We start from the raw sequence: 20,563 nt of genomic DNA, 5'->3' as shown, positions 1-20,563 counted from the left end.
TCTATACACATTGATATATAAGTATTTTTATTATAGTAAATATGATAGAACATCATGATAGTATCAGTATGAAAATATTAATATGTGCTTCTCATTTAATATAAATTAAATACTATCACTTATTAAAACTATCTATTAGTCATATAATTATCTATCCTAGTAGAATTGGATATTTTATTTTTTAATTTATTGTATTATTTGCATTTGGCTCTAAAAAAATCCTACTACGCTTATAGTAATAATCATTAAATGATAGTTTTTACGGTACATAATTTACCTGATTAAAAAATAAGTTTTAAAATTAAGTTCAGTGTAAAGAGGAGCTTCAAACACGAAATTGAGATTTTAATGGAGGAAATATGAATATTCTCGTCATTGGCGCTAAAGGTCGAGTAGGTCAGCGTTTAATCGAAATATTACTTGCTAAAGGTCATCATGTCATAGGTACAACCCGAAAATTATCCGACACATCAGTACATCATCCCTCACAGTACCATGAAATGAATTGGACATAACAAAGCCGTTATCATCCATCACCGATTTATTGCCAGACAATTTAGAGGCTATCTATTTTACGACAGGCTCCCGAGGAAAGGATTTATTACAAGTTGATTTACATGGTGCTGTTAAAACGATGCAAGCAGCAGAAAAAAAAGGAATAAAAAGATATATTATGCTCAGTGCGATTAATTCATTATCACCTGATAAATGGACTGAATTAATTGATTATTTTACTGCTAAATATTTTGCCGACCTCTACTTACGGGATCGTACCCAGTTAGATTTCACCCTTGTTCAAGCAGGCTATTTAACTGAAAAACAAGGCACATATAAAATTACGACCACATTGGAAGATAATGCTACAAAAGGTGAAATCACTATTGATAATGTCGCGGCAACATTAGCAGAGATACTAGATAAGCCGAATACATTTAAAAAATGCATTCCTATATTAGATGGTGACGAGGCGATTAAAACAGCCCTCAGTCGAATTTAGAAACGATTAGTTTACTGATTTTGATAAAAAACAATCTGACCCTGATAAACATTAGGGCCAGATGTGTTAGTCACGAGCTAGCTTATCAATGTACACAACCATTGTTTGTTACTGACATTTATAAACTTGTCCACTCATTTTGCTATCTAGTGGCGCAAAGCTATCGACAATGCTACCTGCACCTGTACCAACATTAAAAATAACATTACCACCCATAGCGGCTGCTTTGTTGCGTAAATCATTAGCAGCACCACGTAGTGATTGGCTTTCAGTACGAGAGCCTGATAACCAATTATTCTGAACGCCGGTTACTGTGCCTAATAACTGGCACTCGCTGCCTGGTTGCGTATCAGTAATTTGTACCTGTGAACCTGCACTGGTCAATGTATTTGTTGCAGAACAGCCTGCTAACAACAACGCTGCAGTGGCTCCCAATAACAATTTAATTCGCATGATCCCCTCATTTCTTTGAGTGTCCGTTTAGTCATGACAACAATATACCCTGTCACTCCTCTTAAGCGCAAAAATAAATCATCACTATCTTACATTAGCCTATAGTCTTAAGAGGTTATTTCCACTTGTTACTTATTTTGACTTAATGATTTAGCTTTAAGATAGACAAAGCAATATCTATTTATTTTACACCGCTTTGCGGCTTTTAAAACATATTGTGTGCTTTTCAGACACCACAGTGCGAGACTGGGCACATTATTTGGTTGTCGTTCTTAGCCTAGTCCTCTGCTTTAATGGCATAATCAGGTAATAGGCCATTGATAGAAATTATTTTTTGATACTTAAATAATAGGGAACATTAAATCATTATGTACTGGCTCAATAACAAATTTAACATTATTGCTATCATCGTTGGTGTACTGAGTATTTTTACTATTTTGATTAATCAAAGTTTGGAGCGCGAATATGTTCAAATGAGCCCCAAACTAGAACAAATCGTCCATGAAAAAGTGAGTAGCTTAAAAAAATCAGTCGTTGATGCGATAAAAGGGAAAACTTATCAAGCTGCTTCTATAGATATCGAGGCAGAACAGAGGCAAAAATTGTTAAATCGGATGGAACAAATCAAACAAATTGGTTTAGTTCTGAGTGTATTAGGGATTATTTTTACTGCAATTTCATTTATTCGACATGAAAATAAATACTCTTGTCGGATAGCATTAGCACTTAATGGAAGTATCCTGTCTATTTCTCTTTTAATGTATGTTGCAACAAGTATTGCTAGTATTGTTACCATATTACTTCTTATATGGCTGCTAGGTAATATCTTCGGTTTCTGTTAAAGAAAATAAAAATGATATAAACAGCCAGAACGACTTATTATGTAAAAAAACCCGAGCCTAAGCTCGGGTTTTTGGTGTAAAACAGCTAGCAGATGAATTACATCATGCCGCCCATTCCACCCATGCCGCCCATTCCACCAGCAGCACCTAAATCCATTTTTTCGTCTTTAGGTAAATCTGTCACCATAGCTTCAGTGGTGATCATCAGACCTGCGATAGAAGCTGCGAATTGCAGAGCAGAACGAGTCACTTTAGTTGGATCTAAGATACCCATTTCAATCATATCGCCATAAGCTTCTGTTGCAGCGTTATAACCGTAGTTACCTTGGCCTGCTTTCACATCGTTAACTACCACAGAAGGCTCTTCACCTGCGTTAGCAACGATTTGACGCATTGGCGCTTCCATTGCACGTAGTGCAACACGGATACCAACTGTTTGTTCTTCGTTATCACCTGTCATTTCACGCAGCGCATTAGCAACGCGAACAAGTGCAGTACCACCACCAGCAACAACGCCTTCTTCAACTGCTGCGCGAGTTGCATGCAGAGCATCATCAACACGAGCACGTTTTTCTTTCATTTCAACTTCAGTTGCTGCACCAACTTTAATTACCGCAACACCGCCAGCTAATTTAGCCACACGCTCTTGCAGTTTTTCACGATCGTAATCTGAAGTTGCATCTTCGATTTGTTGACGGATTTGAGCAACACGGCCACTGATAGCCTCTTGTTCACCCAGACCATCGATGATGGTTGTCGTATCTTTGTTGATAACAACACGTTTCGCTTGGCCTAAATCTTCCAGCGTTGCTTTTTCTAACTCCATACCGATTTCTTCAGAAATCACAGTACCATTAGTTAGAATAGCGATATCTTGTAACATTGCTTTACGGCGATCACCAAAACCTGGTGCTTTAACCGCAGCAACTTTCACGATACCACGCATGTTGTTGACGACTAATGTTGCCAGTGCTTCACCTTCAACATCTTCTGCAATGATCAGCAGAGGTTTGTTTGCTTTAGCAACACCTTCTAAAACAGGAAGTAATTCACGGATATTAGAGACTTTTTTATCAACTAATAGGATGAATGGATTTTCTAACTCAGCTGTACCTGTTTCTGGTTTGTTGATGAAGTAAGGAGACAGGTAACCGCGGTCAAACTGCATACCTTCAACAACATCCAGCTCATCTTCTAAGCCAGTACCTTCTTCTACAGTGATGACACCTTCTTTACCCACTTTTTCCATTGCTTGAGCAATCAGAGTACCAACGGTTTCATCAGAGTTAGCAGAAATAGTACCTACTTGAGCAATAGCTTTAGTATCTGAACATGGAACAGACAGTTTTTTCAGTTCTTCTACTGCGCCCACAACGGCTTTATCGATACCGCGTTTCAGATCCATAGGGTTCATGCCAGCGGCAACTGCTTTTAAGCCTTCGGCGATAATTGCTTGTGCTAACACTGTTGCAGTTGTAGTACCGTCACCTGCCGCATCATTAGCTTTAGAAGCAACTTCTTTCACCATCTGAGCACCCATATTCTCGAATTTATCTTCTAATTCGATTTCACGGGCAACAGAAACACCGTCTTTAGTGATAACAGGTGCACCGAAAGATTTATCTAAAACAACGTTACGACCTTTAGGGCCTAAAGTTACTTTAACTGCATCTGCAAGAACATTAACACCACGTAACATTTTATTACGAGCGTCTATACCGAATTTGACGTCTTTAGCTGCCATCGTATATTTCCTTTGAATTCGTTCAGTTTAAGAAGATCTTAAAAGAGAAAAATTATGCTTCTACAATTGCTAAAATGTCGCTTTCAGACATGATAAGCACGTCTTCGTTATCAATTTTTTCTGATTTAACACCATAACCATCGTTAAAAATTACGATATCGCCAACTTTAACATCGAGTGGTTTGACTTCACCGTTTTCCATAATACGGCCGTTACCAACTGCTAAGATTTCGCCACGAGTTGATTTACCCGCTGCAGAGCCAGTCAGTACGATACCACCTGCTGATTTAGCTTCGACTTCTTTACGTTTAACAATAACACGGTCATGTAATGGACGAATCTTCATTAATAGATCTCCTATAAAAAAGTCCATATCAGGATTAAGGTTGATACCAGTGCCTAAGATGAACCAGTACCATGACGATACAAGTGGGGGCATCCAATAAAACTTCAAGGGGGAGAAAAGTGTTTTTTTTCAAAAAATCCCCTTTTTAGATGATTATGCTTATAGTTAATTATTTTTTATCAGAAAAATGGTCATTATCCTGATGTTCATCCTTATTATTCAGTTGCTTACTAGGTGAATCTTCTTTACGTTGATATTCACCTTCAAAAGTACTCCCACCTTGATGGGAAGAAAAGCCATTTCCACCCTGTCCGGGGGTATAAATTTTGATACGCGTAATCAGTTTTGTTACCAATAGCGCTTGTAATGGGGGTAACAATAAAAGTAAGCCGAGGAAATCAGTAAAGAAGCCAGGGATCAATAACAAAATCCCTGCCAACACCAACGAAACGCTTTTCACCATTTCAGCCGCAGGCACTTCTCCCATGGCTAATTTTTGTTGCATTGAAGCAATATTTTTCACACCTTGATTTTTGACCAAAGAGATCCCGACACAAGAAGTCAGTACCACTAGGAATAGGGTTGTAAGAACGCCAATTGAAGAGGCAACATGCACAAAAATCACAGCTTCTATATAAATAAGAAGGCAGATAACAATTAATGGGAGCCAACGCACTTGGTTCTCCTTTTATAAAAAAGATTCATATTATTAATAGAAAGGAGTGTGAACCACCTCTAAGCTAACAGCTTATACACTCGCTTTTTCTTAGTTTATCTACATAATAATGGGGAGCCTAATCCTCCTTTTCAAGGGAGCATAAAAAGAGAAGTAGAACTGTAAAATCCATGAGATAGATCACAAAAAGAAAATAATTCAGCGTTATTTACTTATAAAGTGATCCAGCTTAAAGGTATTTGCTTACAACCCGAATATGATCGTGTCAGTACCAAGCAAAACGGTAAGTTATATTACATTATTAACCGTTAACGATATATTTTATTAACAAGCGCATAACTAGACAGTTAAAATTTTAATAAGAAGGTTCTCATGTCAAATAAAACTCGTATCGAAGAAGACCTGTTAGGTAAAAGAGAAGTTCCTGCTGATGCTTACTACGGCGTCCACACTTTACGTGCAATTGAAAACTTCTACATCAGTGATCGTACAATCAATGATGTTCCAGAATTCATCCGCGGTATGGTCATGGTGAAAAAAGCCGCTGCATTAGCAAACAAAGAGCTTCACACTATTCCTCGCGAAATCGCTGATACGATTATCAAAGCCTGTGATGTTGTTTTAGAAACAGGCAAACACATGGATCAATTCCCAGTTGATGTATTCCAAGGTGGTGCTGGTACTTCATTAAACATGAATACTAACGAAGTTATCGCAAACATCGGTTTGGAATTAATGGGTCATCAAAAAGGTGAATATCAATATCTGAACCCTAACGATCACGTGAATAAGAGCCAATCAACAAACGACGCTTATCCTTGTGGTTTCCGTATCGCAGTTTATAACTCTGTTATTAAATTAACTGAGTCTATTGAGTTACTGAAAGCAGGTTTTGATAGAAAAGCAACTGAATTTGAAGACATCCTGAAAATGGGTCGTACTCAATTACAAGATGCTGTACCAATGACTTTAGGCCAAGAATTCCACGCTTTCTCAGTATTAATGAAAGAAGAAATCAAAAACCTAAAACGTACTGCTGAATTACTGTTAGAAATGAACTTAGGTGCAACTGCTATCGGTACTGGTTTAAATACTGCACCTGGCTACCAAAAATTAGCTGTTGAAAAATTAGCAGAAGTAACTGGTTTACCTTGCGTTCCAGCTGAAGACTTAATCGAAGCAACCTCTGACTGTGGTGCTTACGTAATGGTTCACGCTGCATTAAAACGTCTAGCAGTGAAAATGTCTAAAATCTGTAATGACTTACGTTTACTTTCTTCTGGTCCTCGTGCCGGCCTGAAAGAAATTAACCTGCCAGAATTACAAGCAGGCTCTTCAATCATGCCAGCTAAAGTAAACCCAGTTATCCCAGAAGTTGTGAACCAAGCTTGCTTTAAAGTTATCGGTAATGATACTTGCGTCACCATGGCAGCTGAAGCAGGTCAATTACAATTAAACGTAATGGAACCGGCTATTGGTCAAGCAATGTTTGAATCAATTTCTCTATTAAGCAACGCTTGCCGTAACTTAGTTGAAAAATGTGTTGATGGTATCACTGCTAATAAAGAAATCTGTGAACACTTCGTATTTAGCTCAATCGGTATCGTAACTTATCTAAACCCATTCATCGGTCACCATAACGGCGACATCGTTGGTAAAATTTGTGCAGAAACAGGTAAGAGCGTACGTGAAGTGGTATTAGAACGTGGCTTATTAACTGAAGAACAACTGGATGATATCTTCTCTGTTGAGAACCTAAAACACCCGGCTTACAAAGCAAAACGCTTCGATGATTAATATTTATGTTTCATAACATAATCATGTTAAACATAAGAATGAGCTCTTAAAAATACAAGGCACGGACTCTTTAAGAGACGTGCCTTTTTACTTGATTGTAAAAACAAAAATTTAACTTATCTTTCTCATTTTTTTAATTATCTCAAGGAGTAAACGCTATGTTAGCCGTAGAATTGATTATCGTTCTGCTGGCCATTTTCCTCGGTGCGAGACTAGGAGGAATTGGTATCGGGTTTGCCGGTGGTTTAGGGGTGTTAGTATTAGCCGCTATCGGTGTTAAACCAGGTACTATCCCTTTTGATGTGATCTCCATCATTATGGCTGTTATTGCCGCAATCTCTGCGATGCAGGTTGCTGGTGGTTTAGATTATTTAGTTGATCAAACAGAAAAACTATTAAGACGTAATCCTAAATACATCACAATACTTGCGCCAATTGTGACTTATTTATTAACTCTCTTTGCAGGTACAGGTAATATCTCTTTAGCTACATTACCTGTTATTGCTGAAGTTGCTAAAGAGCAAGGCATCAAACCTTGTCGCCCATTATCAACAGGTGTGGTTGCTGCGCAAATTGGTATTACAGCATCACCTATTTCTGCTGCGGTTGTTTATATGGCATCTGTCATGGAAAACCCTGCAATGGTCGGTGAAGGTAATACAGTAAGTTATATCACTCTGTTATCTATTTTATTACCAGCGACCTTCCTTGCTATTATTCTGATGTCATTCATCATCTCTTGGGTATTTAACTCAAAACTGTCTGATGATGCGATTTATCGTCAACGTTTAGAGCAAGGTCTAGTTGAATTACGTAATAGTAAAGAGCGTAGAGAAACATTACCGGGTGCTAAATCTTCTGTAATGCTATTCTTACTTGGTGTTATTTGTGTGGTCACTTATGCCATTATCAATAGCCCAAGTTTAGGCATTGTAAAAGAGCCGTTAATGAACACCACTAACGCTATCCTTATCATTATGCTGAGTGTGGCAACCCTTATCACTGTTTTCTGTAAAGTTAAAACAGATAACATCTTAAACTCAAGTACATTTAAAGCAGGTATGAGTGCATGTATTTGTATTCTGGGTGTTGCTTGGTTAGGTGATACTTTCGTTTCAAGTAATATCGATTGGATCAAACTGACTGCCGGTGATTTAATCACAGGTCATCCTTGGTTATTAGCGGTTATTTTCTTCTTCTGCTCTGCCTTATTATATTCACAAGCGGCAACAGCAAAAGCATTAATGCCAATGGCTTTAGCTTTAGGTGTTTCTCCATTAACAGCAATTGCATCATTCTCAGCCGTTTCTGGTCTATTTATTCTGCCAACTTACCCAACACTGGTTGCTGCCGTTCAAATGGATGACACTGGTACAACTCGTATTGGTAAATTAGTCTTTAACCATCCATTCTTTATCCCTGGTACTATCGGTGTGATATTAGCGGTCGGATTTGGTTTCCTCTTCGGCGGTATGATTTTGTAGTTTAAAACCAATATTTAAAAAGACATTGCAAAAAGCTTTACTTTTTAACTAGATATAAAAATAAGTCCCCTCACCCAAATGGATGAGGGGATTTTATTTTGACGCTATCCCTCTAGCGTCTGTGACTTTCATTTCTGATTAAAATCTGTTAATTATGGTGCTCTTGCGACACTATGATTTAAGGAGATTTCCGTGCAACGTGAAGCATTATTAGACCACGTACTTATCCAATTAGAGCAACATGGGCTTGCCGCTACGTTGCCTGAGTTATTGCAGGGATTTGCTATTACTGAATCTGAACTCCAACCTTTTTGGCCTGATAAAGACGCGTTAATTTTTGATTGTCTACGCCATCATGGACAGCAAATTGATATTTGGCAACGTCAAGTGATGTTAGATGAAACGCTGACCACAGAGCAAAAATTACTAGCACGTTACGATCAGCTGGCTATGCGCTTAGAAAAAAATCGTTTCCCAGGCTGTTTGTTTGTCGCTGCTTGTAGTGCTTATCCTGATGAGCATTCACAAATCCATCAGTTAAGCCAGCGCCAAAAGCAAAGCTCATTTGAATACTCTAGAACGCTACTACGCAAGCTTGATCTTGAAGATAGTGAGTTAGTCGCTAAACAAATGGAACTCATCTTAGAAGGCTGTTTAAGTCGCTTAATGGTCAATCGTCGCGCTGACGATATCACTACAGCAAAACTATTAGCTCAAGATATTCTTAAAATCGCCCAATGTCGTAAAAATGGTGCGCTAAGCTGATTGCATATCAACATTGCAATTAGAGTAATTGCTCATTTAATTCTCTTATTCCATTACTCTCGATGAGAGGAAGAGAAAAGCGGTTAAGTGATAAGCAAAGGAAAAATATCTCTTTAAAAGATAAAAATGGACTATCTTTACTGATTGTTATTTAAGCATTTTTTATTAGAAAATCGCTTGTGCTGAAAAATCAGACTCAAATAGAATAAAAAGAGAGCAAACAAACTTATTTTTGCATTTTTTATTAAAAAGACGTTGACGCATCACGCTGAATACGGTTTAATGCGCCTCGTTGCCCGGATAGCTCAGTCGGTAGAGCAGGGGATTGAAAATCCCCGTGTCCTTGGTTCGATTCCGAGTCCGGGCACCATTTTAAAACTTGTTAATCAGCAATTTAAATAGCTGAGAGAACAACTAAGGGTTAGAAAAATATATTTTGATATTATCATCTTATATTGAAACTCTTAAATAAAACAGGCTTGTTTTGCAAGGCTGTTTTTTTTTATTTTTACTACTCTCTACCGCATTTACTTATATCGTAGTCAAATACTACTTCTAATATTCTCGCCCCATCAATTCCGCTTCAAGTATATCTCGCAAGTTATCAACACTTTCATCAATGTATTCTAATATCGATGTAATACTGGCATGCCCTAATAGCCTTTTCACAACATGCAGATTACGCTCTGGTGATTGCATCATAAGATAAAAATAGCGACATATTCCTCTACCAACTCCCTGAAGCGCCCCCACCACCACTCGAACCACCGCCACCACCGCTAGAAGAACTAGAAGAGCTTGATGAACTTGATGAACTTGATGAATAAGACGAACTCGAATAACCACCAGAGCCTGAATAACCACTACGTCTACGAATACGTTTTGAATATGGCAGTTGATTAAACGGTGAACCAAACGGACTAGCGACACAAATCGCTTTCCATTCTTTTCGTTGTTGCCGATAAATTGGAAATAACAGGTTGATAATACCAAATAAAACCACTAATACGATAAAATTACATAATAATGACAATATGGCTATTATCACTAAAACAAAATTATCAATAATACCATCAAGAAAGACTTGTGTATAAAACATCGCCGCCGCAAAACAGAGTGTCATGGGGAAAAATAACGTTGAAAATGTAGGAAAATAGTACGAATATTGCAGATAATTTTTCAACTGTTTACGTTGCTTTATACTTAACTTACCTTTTTGGTCTGCTGGATTTTTCTTTTTTCTTCCTCTAGGCGCTAATAATTGATTAATTTTGGTTTTTATTTTTCGCGTCGAGAATATCAACTGAAAACAATAAACACCGCCTAATATTACCAAATAAATTAGGATAAAATGTGTGTGGAATATTTTAAGTGTATTAGTATTTATCTGTGAGTTAGTGAAACTTATTGGTTCATGATTAACGGCTTGAATAGCCTTTTTAACCCCTTGTTCGATGCCTGAATAATAATTATTTGAACGAAAAAATGGCAACATTTCATTGCGAATAATTCGTCCTGCCAGTACATCAGTTAATGCTCCCTCATAGCCATACCCGACTTCAAAACGAACATTACGATCATTAATTGCCACCACGAGCAATAATCCATTATCTTTCCCTTTTCTACCTATCTTCCATTGATTAAAAACACGAAAAGCAAAGGATTCGATGGTTTCTTTCCCTGTCGTTGGAACGATATAGACAACAAATTGTGATCCATCATTACGACTATTTTCGAAGTTAACCAATAAAGTATTTAACGCTTTGAATTGTTGTGCAGTCAATAAATTTGCACTATCAATCACTCTATCTGTTTTTAGTTGAGGAATATCATTCGCCGATGCACTCACTATCACGCTAAAGCTAAATAAGAACAATGAGAATAAGAATAAAACCTTACGTATCATGAGGCAAAGTCCACCACTGGTGTTACTTTTATTTCCTGTTCACTCTCAACAGTGAAATTGACTTTTTTATCATATCCCATAACGATAGCTATGAAGTTATAAGGAAACTGTCTAATCTGAGTATTATAATGACGAACTGCCTCGATATATCGCCCTCTAGCAACAGAGATACGATTTTCGGCTCCCTCTAATTGCACCATTAGATCTTGATATAATGTGTTAGCTTTCAAGTCAGGATATCTTTCTGAAATAGCTAAAAGACGTGATAAAGATTTGCCCAAATCATCCTGTGCTTTTTGATAACTGGTAGCAAGTGTAGAATTTTCAAATAAACGCGTATTGACATTAATTTGTCCAACAGACGCTCTTGCCTTTACAACATCTTGTAATACTTGGCTTTCATAATTTGAGTACCCTTTAACTGTATTGACTAGATTAGGGATCAAATCTAAACGACGTTGATATTGATTTAATAATTCTGATGCCGCCGCAGTAACTAACTCGTCATTCTTCTGGATTTTATTATAAGAATTAATCAATACAACAAAAATAATGATAAGAAGCAAAACCAAACCAACGACTAACTTACGCATAAAATATCCTTTTATTGGTGAGCTTTTAGTTCTATGACAGCAATAAATTTATCATTTTTATCAACTAAAAAAAATCATTTAATATTATTACCCATTTTTTATTGTGGTTACTATTTTTAGTCGATCTTTTCTTCAGTATTTTTCAACAATACTCCTATCTTCTTAATGAAATAGAATATTCACTCAATATATTTATTTTTTGCACAACAAAATAATTATTACCTTAAGATAAGGTATTGCCATCAGAGTAAAATCACTTTTATCTTTTTTAAAGAATGATCTGATTTTCTAATACAGAAGAATTAATACTATCTCATTGCTATCTTAGTCATTTATCTTAACTACCAATGAGCATAAAAATAAATTAAGATAGACAAAATGTGTTCTCAACCACATGTTTTTTCAACCATTTAACATAGTATTATTAGTATTAACCTAAAAGAGACACGCTCATCTCGTTAATTTAAGAGAACGCTTTATGAACCTTTTTTTCCAAAATAGCTTAGCCTTTCCTAGCATTATCTTTAGTGCCTTACTTATTATTATCCTCTTTTATTGGCTATGTGCTGCTTTTGGACTATTAGATATCGATTTATTTAATATCGATAGCGAATTAGATGTCGATGCGACGGGCCTTGCGGGTTGGCTAACTAAATTAGGGCTTGCCGGCATTCCGGTAACCATTATATTAACCTTCTTCACTTTGTTCGGCTGGTTTATTAGTTACTTTTGCGTACATTGGTTTATTCGTTTTATTGAAACAGATTTATTGCGTTATGTTATCGGCTTTATTGCTTTTATTATCATCAGCTTTGTTTCTCTTAATTTAACAGCGCTATGCTTAAAACCAATCCGCAATAAGCTCATTTCTCGTAGCAAACCTAAATCAGTTCACCAACTAGTAGGAAAATTTGCTGTAGTACGCTCCGAATATGTCACAGAAAATAAAGGTGAAGCCCTATTAGAAGATGGTGGTGCCGGTTTAATTTTACAGATCAGAGCGCCAGCAACAGAAAATATTAAACGAGGGGATAGCGTAATTATTATTAGTTATGACGCGCCTACTCATAGTTATCAAGTCGTAACGGAAGATGAATTTCACCGCTAATGATAAATTCGGTGAAAGGAAAATAAGTTAACAGACACATTAAGATTAAAAATGACGACATCGTCTGAACCTATGGAGAAAAATGTATGGATTTGGCTTTCGTTATGCCTTTCTTAACAATTATTGGCTGTGTGATCTTAGTTATTTTAGGACTCTTTGGTTTATTCAAAGCGTTTTATATTAAGGTTCCACAAGGTACAGCATTAATTGTTAACGACATGACATCACAACCTAAAGTTCATTTTACTGGGGCTTTAGTTTATCCGGTTATCTACAAAAAAGAGTTTATGCGTATTTCGCTTTTAACCTTAGAAGTCGATCGCCGTGGTAAAGATGGATTAATTTGCCAAGATAATTTACGTGCAGATATTACTGTCGCCTTCTACCTGCGTGTTAATGAAACAACGGAAGATGTATTAAAAGTCGCTAAAGCGATTGGTGTAGATAGAGCATCAGATCATCAAGCCGTGAGTACATTATTTAGTGCTAAATTCTCTGAAGCCTTAAAAACCGTCGGCAAACAATTTGAGTTATCGAAATTATTTGAAGATAGACAAAATTTCCGTGATCGTATTGTTGATGTGATTGGTAAAGATCTCAATGGTTATGCGTTAGAAGATGTGGCCATCGACTATTTAGAGCAAACACCTAAATCAGCCCTTGATCCAAATAATATTTTTGATTCAGAAGGTATTCGCAAAATTACCGAAATTACTGCAATACATAATATCGAAACGAATCAAAAAGAGCGTGACCAAGAGTTAGCGATTCAAAAGAAAAATGTTGAAACTCGCGAAGCAAGTCTGGCTTTAGAGCGCCAACAAGCAGATGCAGAAGCTCGCCAACAGCGTGAAATTGATAATATCCGTGCCCGTGAAAGTTCAGAAACCTTACGAGTACAAGAAGAAGAGCGTCTAAAAGCAGAGCAAGCTCGCATTCAAACTCAGCAAGAAATTGAAATACGAGAAGAAAACCGTATGCGTGAAGTCGAAGTCGCGCAACAAAACCGCACCAGAGCGGTAGCTATCGAGCAAGAGCGTGTTAATCGTGCCCGTGAATTAGAAATTGTCGCTCGTGAGCGAGAAGTTGAACTACAACGTATTGAAAAAGAAAAAGCGTTAGAAGAAGAGCGCAAAAATATTTCAAATGTGATCCGCGAGCGTGTTGCTGTTGAAAAAACGGTCGCACAAGAAGAAGAGCGAATTAAAGAAGTACGTGAAGTCTCAGAAGCTGAGCGTATGCGCCAAGTGACGGTGATTAATGCGCAAGCTGAAGCCGAAGAATCTTTAGTACGCCAAGTGAAAAAAGCCGAAGCGGATGAATCAAGTGCAAAACATAAAGCTGAAGAAATCAGCACCATGGCAAAAGCAGAATTAGAAGCCTCTGTGAAACAAGCTGAAGCGAAAAAACGCTTAGCTGAAGGGATCGAAGCTGAACACGCAGCATTAGGCCTTGCCGAAGCACGTGTTCGTCAAGCAACTGCCGAAGCAGAAGAAAAAGAAGGTTTAGTACAAGCCAATATCACAGCGGAACAGCTATTGGCACAAGCGCGTGGCTTGAAAGAAAAAGGCTTAAGCGAAGCGCAAGTCATGGAAGCAAAAGCACAAGCGCAACAACAACAAGGTTTTGCTGAAGCGAAAATTCTTGAAGAGAAATTAGCAGCTCAAGCTCGCGGTGAAGAGCAACAAGCGAATGCCAAAGAAAAACTGGGTCTTGCTGATGCGAAAATTCTTGAAGAAAAACTGGCTGCTCAAGCGCGTGGTGAAGGTCAATTAGGTTCAGCACAAGCAGAAGTGATCCGCCAACGTCTGAAAGCAGAAGCTGACGGTTTAACAGATAAATTCAAGTCAATGGATCACCTCAGTGATACTGCTCGTGCTCATGAAGAGTTCCGTATGCGCCTTGAAAAACAATTTGAACAAGCCATGGCTTCTATTGAAGCAAATAAAGAGATTGCTCGTGAGCAAGCGGATGTATTAGCAGCAGCACTGAGCAAAACGAATATTGAAATTGTCGGTGGTGATGGCAACTTCTTTAATACCTTCTCGAAAGCACTGAGCTTAGGTAAAGCGGTTGATGGTTTTATGGATAAAAGTAGCTTTGCCAAAGAGAACGTTGAGAAATTGATTAATCGTACTCAGCAAGATAAAAAATTAGATGTTGCTTCACTGCTAAAAAATCCAGAAGTTCAAGAATTAATTAATGGATTTATGGCGACTAAAGGTGCGGGTCAACTGATCAAAGAAGTCACAGCAAAATCAGACACCCCAAAAGAAGATTAATATCGCTCTAAAAGGAGAGGAAAAGACATAGAGAAATTCTCTATGTCTTTTCGATTGTTTCTATCGTTTAAGCCAAGGAAATCCGTTATACCATGTCTGATATTCATGATACGAATCGCGAACAGGAAATACTTGATAGCGCTGTTGCACAAGGTGGCGCATATGAAATATTGCGTAAACGCCTTACCGAGCAAGGTCAGCAGTTACATGTAAAAGCCACTGAACTCAATCAGCATCGATTAGCTGAATTTGGTCAAAGCCAAATGGATATCATTGGCCGTATTCGTATTCGAACAGAGAATAATTGCCAAGCAAGAGATATTGTTCGCGTTGGTGAATGGTTACTATTTGGTTATAACGTTTTCCTCGGTTTAAAACGAGAAACGCATCTTGAAGATGTTTTTTCACTTTATCGCTTAATTGATAATGATGGCGAGTTTGATGTTGAAGCGGTTGCTTATGAAGGCACTTTTTTAAATGATAATCGCTTTATCCAAGATTTTACCGAGCTATACACTTACTATAAAAATACGCAACTACTACAGCTAGTTGAGCGTGATGGTAAATTACTCGCTAGTTTTCAAATTGGCGATCGTATTACAGATGTACGCGTCTTCCGTTGGTCGATATCCAGTGACAAACAACGTATTGAATATATTGATAATCGTGGCGAACGCGATATAGCACTCCCCCCTGCTTACGATTTTGATTGGATAAAAACACAACGTGAAGATACGGTAAATGGGCGTTTTCCTCATATCAACATTTTAGATACAGTCTTTGTAGAAACCACCGGTGGCGATTTGACTGTCAAATGTGAAAACAATACCGAAGATGGTTTAGGAATTTATCGTGAAGCGGTCTTAGATAAAAACCAGTCCCTTGATGATGCACAAATTGAATATGCACAAACTGGCAGTTTAATTTTATTAAAAGTGCTTCCTTACCGCGAAGAGAATTGGCGTTATTTAGTCTATAACACACTAACACAAAGTGTTCAGCGTATTGATGCCATTGGGCAAGCTTGTGTGCAACTTCCGGAAGATCACGGTATCATTTTTCCCGGCGGCTACTATCTACAAAATGGCGATTACAAAACCTTTGATCAACCAATGGAAGGTATGTATTTTCGTCGTTTGCGTCGTTCACCTAACGGTGAAGATGTGCTGTATGTCTTCTATTCACCGACACAAGGTCGTCTCGCGCTATTTAATTACAATATGATTGAGCGTAAATTGGCGACACCATTGGTCGGTCATGGCTATGCCATGCTAGAAGATGGCAAAATGGTGCTATTTGAAGGGGAAGGCGAAGAAGCTACCCGTGTTCACCCGATGCAAGTTTGGCAAACGCCCTTCTATTCTGAAGAATTTGCCGATAAACAACCGCCACGAAACGGCTTTTATGGGCGTATTGGTAATGCCGATTTAGTTCGCGGGATCTCAGAAATTTTACATGTCGCTAAAGAAATTGAAGGTAGCCAAGTTTCCATCGCTCGTTATGAGCAACTTAGCCAACAACCAAAAAGCTTATTAGATCTCTATTACTGGTTTAATGATGAACACTGTCTAGGTATTGGCCCCTTACTAAAAGAGATCGCTCAAACAAGTGAATTAGTGCTTGATGAATATGAAAAAGTCGAAAGTATTCGTCAACAATCAGCGAAATCAATGCAAGAAGCGATCAACCGTCAGAAATCTCTGTTATCACTGACACTGCCTGATAGTTGGACCGATATTCAACAATTTGTTGATAGTTTAAATTCGCTCAATACACACCATGGACACCTTATTTCTTTGCGTGAATTCCGTTATATGGATTTAACGCAATTAAATAAAATGGAAACGGAAATAACCGAGGCACAGCAACGTGTTTCGCAAGCCACAGCCCAATTTCTTGCCAGCGACAAAGCGCTACAGCCTTTTAAAACACAGCTTACTACTTTTGAACAACAGATAGAAAAAGCACAAAACAGTGCTCAGCTTGATGTACCAATGAATGAGATGGCGCAGATGTCAGAAGATTTAGACATGCTGTCAAATCTGATGGCATCACTCACCTTTGAGGATGTGACGCAACAAACACAGATTATTGATGCCATCTCCCAAATTTATGCACAACTCAATCAATCACGAGCTCGCTTACAGCAAAAAAGAAAATCACAAAGTAGCGTAGAAACCGTCGCTCAATTTGGTGCGCAATTCCGCCTATTTAGTCAGGGGATCACCAATGCTTTATCACTGGCAACAGATCCGGAACGTTGTGAAGAGCAGCTTTCACGATTGCTAGTACAGCTAGAAGAATTAGAAAGCCAATTTAGTCAGCATGATGAATTTCTTGATGATATCTTGTCAAAACGAGAAGAGTTATTAGAGACTTTTGAGGCGCATAAACAATCGTTACTTGATGATCGTCAACGTCGTTCACAAAGCTTATTAACTGCTGCTAATCGTCTCTTAGAAAATCTGCAACGTAGAACAACTCGGTTGCAATCACAAGATGAATTAAATGCTTTTTTTGCCTCTGATCCTTTAGCATTAAAAACACGTGAAATCATTGAAAAACTAAGAGAAATCAATGACAACGTTAAAGCAGATGATATTGATGCCCGTCTTAAATCGTCTCGTGATCAAGCCATCCGTATCTTACGTGATAAAACGGATATCTTTGAAGAGGGTGGCAATGTTATTAAATTGGGCCCTCGTCACCGTTTTAGTGTTAATACACAAGAGCTAGATCTTACTATTTTACCGAAAGAAGATAAGCTTTGGTTATATCTAACCGGTACCGATTTCCAAGAGCCAATCGACCATCCAGAGCTTGAAACACTGCGCCCTTACTGGAATGCGACATTAAGTTCAGAATCTGAAACGGTGTATCGTGCGGAATATCTCGCCTATTCAATTATCTATGCTGCATCAAAACGTCAAGATGGATTAACCCTAGAAATCTTAAAAGAAGCACTGAGTGTACCTGAAAAATTAGAAAAGTTAGTACGTGATTTCGCAACACCTCGCTATAAAGAAGGCTATGAAAAAGGGATCCACGATCATGATGCTATCGCCATTCTAAAGAAACTTCTACCTGTAGGTGAAAGTGCTGATCTGCTTCGTTATAACCCAACAGCACGGGCAATTGCTGCTATTTTCTGGGAAAAAGTACAAACTAATGAATACCCAGCATTATGGCCAGAGCGCGCACGAACGGCAGTGAATATTCAACAACTGTTTCATAATGATGATGCATTAATTGATTTACAGGCAGAAATAGAAGCGGATATCCGCCTATTCCTTACTGATAATCCGATTAAATGTGGATCTTATGTTCCGATCCAAGCCGCTGAATATTTAAGTTTTGCACTAGCAAGAACACCAATAGAATTGGTTTACAGTAAATATGCCAAAGAGCTCGTTGTTGCCTTACAAAACCGATTAGAAGCCGCTCATATGTGGATTGATTTTAATCGTTCACAACAAAATTTAGCCTCACGTTATGCACAACGTTGGGCATTGATTCAAAATTGGCTACAAGGATTGTGCTCTCAAGCCGATTATGCTCATCTAACCCCTTATATTCCGGGGGCAATTGCCATTATTATGTTAGATAAAATCGCCTCTGCACGTTATAGCGAGGTTGATTTATACTTTAAGGTAAACGGATTATTAGGTGAGCATCCTACTATTGAAAATCAAACACTTTCATTGAGTTTAGATGATTATTTCAGTCGTATGCGCGGACAGCGTAAAACCTTTATTCCCGCCTTTAATCATTATCTGACTTTACGACAAAAAATTGTTCTTGAAGAGCGCCAGCGTTTAAAACTGGATGAGTTTAAAGCAAAACCTCTCAGTTCATTTGTGCGTAATAAACTGATTAACGATGTCTATTTACCAATTATTGGTGACAATATGGCAAAACAGATCGGTGCATTAGGTGAAGGGAAACGCACTGACTTGATGGGATTATTATTAATGATCTCCCCACCAGGTTACGGTAAAACGACCTTAATGGAATATGTAGCCGATCGTTTGGGACTGATCTTTATGAAAATAAATGGCCCTGCTTTAGGTCATAATGTTTTGTCATTAGATCCCGAACAAGCGCCAAACGCAACAGCAAAACAAGAGCTAGAAAAACTCAATCTTGCCCTTGAGATGGGCAATAATGTGATGTTGTATGTTGATGATATTCAGCATACACACCCTGAATTCCTACAAAAATTTATCTCGCTATGTGATGGCACACGCCGTATTGAAGGGGTTTGGAAAGGGAAAACCCGAACCTATGATATGCGTGGTAAAAAATTCTGTGTGGTGATGGCCGGTAACCCTTATACCGAGTCTGGTGAACTATTTAAGATCCCTGATATGTTAGCTAACCGTGCTGATATCTATAATCTTGGTGAGGTATTAGGAGGAATGGATGACGCCTTTGCACTCAGTTATATTGAAAATAGCTTAACCTCTAACTCAGTTCTTGCTCCCCTTGCTTTACGTGATCTAAACGATCTCTATCTTTTGGTTGATAAAGCCATGGGTAAATCAGTTTCAACCAATTCCCTCAGTTATCCTTATTCGGATGCGGAAATTAATGAAATTGTGATGGTATTAAAACATCTAATTACTTTGCGTGATGTGATTTTAAAAGTAAATCAACAATATATAGCAAGTGCCGCACAATCCGATAAATATCGTACTGAGCCTGCATTCCGCTTACAAGGCAGTTATCGCAATATGAACAAATTAAGCGAAAAAGTCTCTGCGGTTATGAATGAGAAAGAAATTGAACGCTTACTCGACGATCACTATCTTGGCGAAGCCCAATTACTCACAACGGGTGCTGAAGAGAACTTATTAAAACTGGCGGAAATACGTGGCACATTAACCGAACAAGATGCTATTCGTTGGCAGCAAATCAAAAAAGATTTTATGCGTAACAAAGCATTAGGTGGCGATAATGCTGATATTGGCGATCGCGTAGTGTCACAGTTGGCGAATTTAGTAGAAAGTGTGCAGAGTTTGCGCTAAAGAGATAAATTAACCTTATTTAGCTCACTTATTTTAGTGGGCTAAATAGGGCATAGATAATGGTTTATAAATTGAGCAACCCACTCCAAAAATCATTGATTAATTGGAATACTACAACCCATGTACAATCATTACTAACAATCTTTCTCATGTTTCCATGTTCACGATATACATCTGTTCAAGATTAGTGAACAAGGGAATATCGTGAACAGAATATGGTTAAATATTTTTACAATTAATATTGTATGGTCTTAAAAATAAAAATGTATACATAATATAAACATTATTAATGTTAATTTTATTTGCTACATAATAAATGCCTTTATTATTAACAATAAATAAAAATTTAATTTAACAATCCATTGCATTAAATACATAAAATACATATCTACTCATATATTGAAATAAAAGAAACAACTTAAATATCAATATGGATTTACTATTTATAAATTTATGAGATCTCTATCTAAAGATAAATAGTTAGCTTAGAACAAGGTATTTAAAAATGATATAATTAAAAATCGCTATACACCAACCATATAG

Annotated in this window: 16 protein-coding genes and 1 tRNA gene; 10 read left to right on the top strand and 7 right to left on the bottom strand. The window is 37.7% G+C overall.

All coding sequences use genetic code 11. The annotated features are described in order from the left end of the window. Positions 1 to 359: 359 nt before the first annotated feature. Together ACYUCW_RS16050 and ACYUCW_RS16045 are read left to right on the top strand one after the other, a co-directional pair. Positions 360 to 515: an NAD-dependent epimerase/dehydratase family protein gene (locus tag ACYUCW_RS16050; protein ID WP_004249268.1), complete on the top strand. Its 156-nt coding sequence runs from the start codon at positions 360 to 362 to the stop codon at positions 513 to 515. After that, positions 506 to 997, top strand: coding sequence for an NAD(P)H-binding protein (locus tag ACYUCW_RS16045; protein WP_231099023.1), 492 nt, complete (start codon positions 506 to 508; stop codon positions 995 to 997). The genes ACYUCW_RS16050 and ACYUCW_RS16045 overlap by 10 nt, the downstream gene beginning before the upstream one ends. A 108-nt stretch (positions 998 to 1,105) precedes the next feature. Here ACYUCW_RS16045 and ACYUCW_RS16040 read toward each other — a convergent pair whose 3' ends face one another. After that, positions 1,106 to 1,450, bottom strand: coding sequence for a DUF4156 domain-containing protein (locus ACYUCW_RS16040; RefSeq protein WP_004245715.1), 345 nt, complete (start codon positions 1,448 to 1,450; stop codon positions 1,106 to 1,108). 368 nt (positions 1,451 to 1,818) lie between these two features. Here ACYUCW_RS16040 and ACYUCW_RS16035 point away from each other — a divergent pair, with 368 nt between their 5' ends. Continuing rightward, the gene (locus ACYUCW_RS16035; RefSeq protein ID WP_004249266.1) at positions 1,819 to 2,292 is read left to right on the top strand and encodes a hypothetical protein; all 474 of its coding nucleotides are present in this window, start codon (positions 1,819 to 1,821) and stop codon (positions 2,290 to 2,292) included. 97 nt (positions 2,293 to 2,389) lie between these two features. Here ACYUCW_RS16035 and groL read toward each other — a convergent pair whose 3' ends face one another. The 3 genes from groL to ACYUCW_RS16020 form a co-directional block, all read right to left on the bottom strand. Next, positions 2,390 to 4,036, bottom strand: coding sequence for a chaperonin GroEL (gene groL / locus ACYUCW_RS16030; RefSeq protein WP_004245716.1), 1,647 nt, complete (start codon positions 4,034 to 4,036; stop codon positions 2,390 to 2,392). Between the two features lie 52 nt (positions 4,037 to 4,088). After that, positions 4,089 to 4,382 (bottom strand): co-chaperone GroES, encoded by a 294-nt coding sequence (locus ACYUCW_RS16025; protein WP_004249265.1) that lies wholly within the window; start codon positions 4,380 to 4,382, stop codon positions 4,089 to 4,091. Positions 4,383 to 4,551: 169 nt separating this feature from the next. After that, positions 4,552 to 5,058 carry an FxsA family protein gene (locus ACYUCW_RS16020; RefSeq protein ID WP_004245719.1) on the bottom strand — a complete coding sequence of 169 codons (507 nt, stop codon included), beginning with the start codon at positions 5,056 to 5,058 and terminating at the stop codon, positions 4,552 to 4,554. A gap of 372 nt (positions 5,059 to 5,430) precedes the next feature. Here ACYUCW_RS16020 and aspA point away from each other — a divergent pair, with 372 nt between their 5' ends. The 4 genes from aspA to ACYUCW_RS16000 all read left to right on the top strand — a co-directional run bounded on the left by aspA (position 5,431) and on the right by ACYUCW_RS16000 (position 9,474). Then, on the top strand, positions 5,431 to 6,855 hold the full coding sequence (aspA, locus tag ACYUCW_RS16015) for an aspartate ammonia-lyase (protein ID WP_004245720.1): 1,425 nt from the start codon (positions 5,431 to 5,433) through the stop codon (positions 6,853 to 6,855). Between the two features lie 158 nt (positions 6,856 to 7,013). Further along, positions 7,014 to 8,339, top strand: a complete 1,326-nt coding sequence (locus ACYUCW_RS16010; protein WP_004245722.1) for an anaerobic C4-dicarboxylate transporter — start codon at positions 7,014 to 7,016, stop codon at positions 8,337 to 8,339. A gap of 192 nt (positions 8,340 to 8,531) precedes the next feature. Further along, positions 8,532 to 9,104, top strand: coding sequence for a division control transcriptional repressor DicD (dicD, locus tag ACYUCW_RS16005; protein ID WP_004249263.1), 573 nt, complete (start codon positions 8,532 to 8,534; stop codon positions 9,102 to 9,104). A gap of 294 nt (positions 9,105 to 9,398) precedes the next feature. Next, positions 9,399 to 9,474 (top strand) — tRNA-Phe (locus ACYUCW_RS16000). 185 nt (positions 9,475 to 9,659) lie between these two features. On the opposite strand, the gene ACYUCW_RS15995 is transcribed toward ACYUCW_RS16000, so the two are convergent. From ACYUCW_RS15995 to ACYUCW_RS15985, 3 genes are read right to left on the bottom strand one after another with little or no spacing between them, the layout of a single operon-like run. Further along, entirely contained in the window at positions 9,660 to 9,872 is a 213-nt protein-coding gene (locus ACYUCW_RS15995) for a hypothetical protein (protein ID WP_226895325.1), read from the bottom strand. Continuing rightward, the gene (locus ACYUCW_RS15990) at positions 9,832 to 11,010 is read right to left on the bottom strand and encodes a TPM domain-containing protein (protein WP_004249261.1); all 1,179 of its coding nucleotides are present in this window, start codon (positions 11,008 to 11,010) and stop codon (positions 9,832 to 9,834) included. The genes ACYUCW_RS15995 and ACYUCW_RS15990 overlap by 41 nt, the downstream gene beginning before the upstream one ends. After that, the gene (locus ACYUCW_RS15985) at positions 11,007 to 11,603 is read right to left on the bottom strand and encodes a LemA family protein (RefSeq protein WP_004245783.1); all 597 of its coding nucleotides are present in this window, start codon (positions 11,601 to 11,603) and stop codon (positions 11,007 to 11,009) included. Before ACYUCW_RS15985 ends, ACYUCW_RS15990 begins: the two co-directional genes overlap by 4 nt. A gap of 478 nt (positions 11,604 to 12,081) precedes the next feature. Between ACYUCW_RS15985 and ACYUCW_RS15980 the strand changes: the two genes are divergently transcribed. The 3 genes from ACYUCW_RS15980 to ACYUCW_RS15970 all read left to right on the top strand — a co-directional run bounded on the left by ACYUCW_RS15980 (position 12,082) and on the right by ACYUCW_RS15970 (position 20,020). Then, the gene (locus ACYUCW_RS15980; protein WP_012368448.1) at positions 12,082 to 12,711 is read left to right on the top strand and encodes an OB-fold-containig protein; all 630 of its coding nucleotides are present in this window, start codon (positions 12,082 to 12,084) and stop codon (positions 12,709 to 12,711) included. Between the two features lie 86 nt (positions 12,712 to 12,797). Beyond that, complete coding sequence (locus tag ACYUCW_RS15975) at positions 12,798 to 14,993, top strand: hypothetical protein (RefSeq protein ID WP_004245785.1); 2,196 nt, start codon at positions 12,798 to 12,800, stop codon at positions 14,991 to 14,993. A 92-nt stretch (positions 14,994 to 15,085) separates the two neighbouring features. Beyond that, positions 15,086 to 20,020 carry a DNA repair ATPase gene (locus ACYUCW_RS15970; RefSeq protein ID WP_049209964.1) on the top strand — a complete coding sequence of 1,645 codons (4,935 nt, stop codon included), beginning with the start codon at positions 15,086 to 15,088 and terminating at the stop codon, positions 20,018 to 20,020. Positions 20,021 to 20,563 lie beyond the last annotated feature (543 nt).

It is taken from the genome of Proteus sp. MB838 (genome assembly GCF_054767435.1).
Note: the sequence above shows the minus strand (reverse complement) of the source record. Positions and strands in the feature narration are given on the sequence as shown.

Coding starts and splice junctions, on each gene's coding strand:
- ACYUCW_RS15980 (WP_012368448.1), top strand. CDS start 12,082: ATGAACCTTTTTTTCCAAAATAGCTTAGCCTTTCCTAGCATTATCTTT.
- ACYUCW_RS15990 (WP_004249261.1), bottom strand. CDS start 11,010: ATGATACGTAAGGTTTTATTCTTATTCTCATTGTTCTTATTTAGCTTT.
- ACYUCW_RS15975 (WP_004245785.1), top strand. CDS start 12,798: ATGGATTTGGCTTTCGTTATGCCTTTCTTAACAATTATTGGCTGTGTG.
- aspA (WP_004245720.1), top strand. CDS start 5,431: ATGTCAAATAAAACTCGTATCGAAGAAGACCTGTTAGGTAAAAGAGAA.
- ACYUCW_RS16040 (WP_004245715.1), bottom strand. CDS start 1,450: ATGCGAATTAAATTGTTATTGGGAGCCACTGCAGCGTTGTTGTTAGCA.
- groL (WP_004245716.1), bottom strand. CDS start 4,036: ATGGCAGCTAAAGACGTCAAATTCGGTATAGACGCTCGTAATAAAATG.
- ACYUCW_RS16025 (WP_004249265.1), bottom strand. CDS start 4,382: ATGAAGATTCGTCCATTACATGACCGTGTTATTGTTAAACGTAAAGAA.
- ACYUCW_RS16010 (WP_004245722.1), top strand. CDS start 7,014: ATGTTAGCCGTAGAATTGATTATCGTTCTGCTGGCCATTTTCCTCGGT.
- ACYUCW_RS15985 (WP_004245783.1), bottom strand. CDS start 11,603: ATGCGTAAGTTAGTCGTTGGTTTGGTTTTGCTTCTTATCATTATTTTT.
- ACYUCW_RS15970 (WP_049209964.1), top strand. CDS start 15,086: ATGTCTGATATTCATGATACGAATCGCGAACAGGAAATACTTGATAGC.
- ACYUCW_RS16035 (WP_004249266.1), top strand. CDS start 1,819: ATGTACTGGCTCAATAACAAATTTAACATTATTGCTATCATCGTTGGT.
- ACYUCW_RS16050 (WP_004249268.1), top strand. CDS start 360: ATGAATATTCTCGTCATTGGCGCTAAAGGTCGAGTAGGTCAGCGTTTA.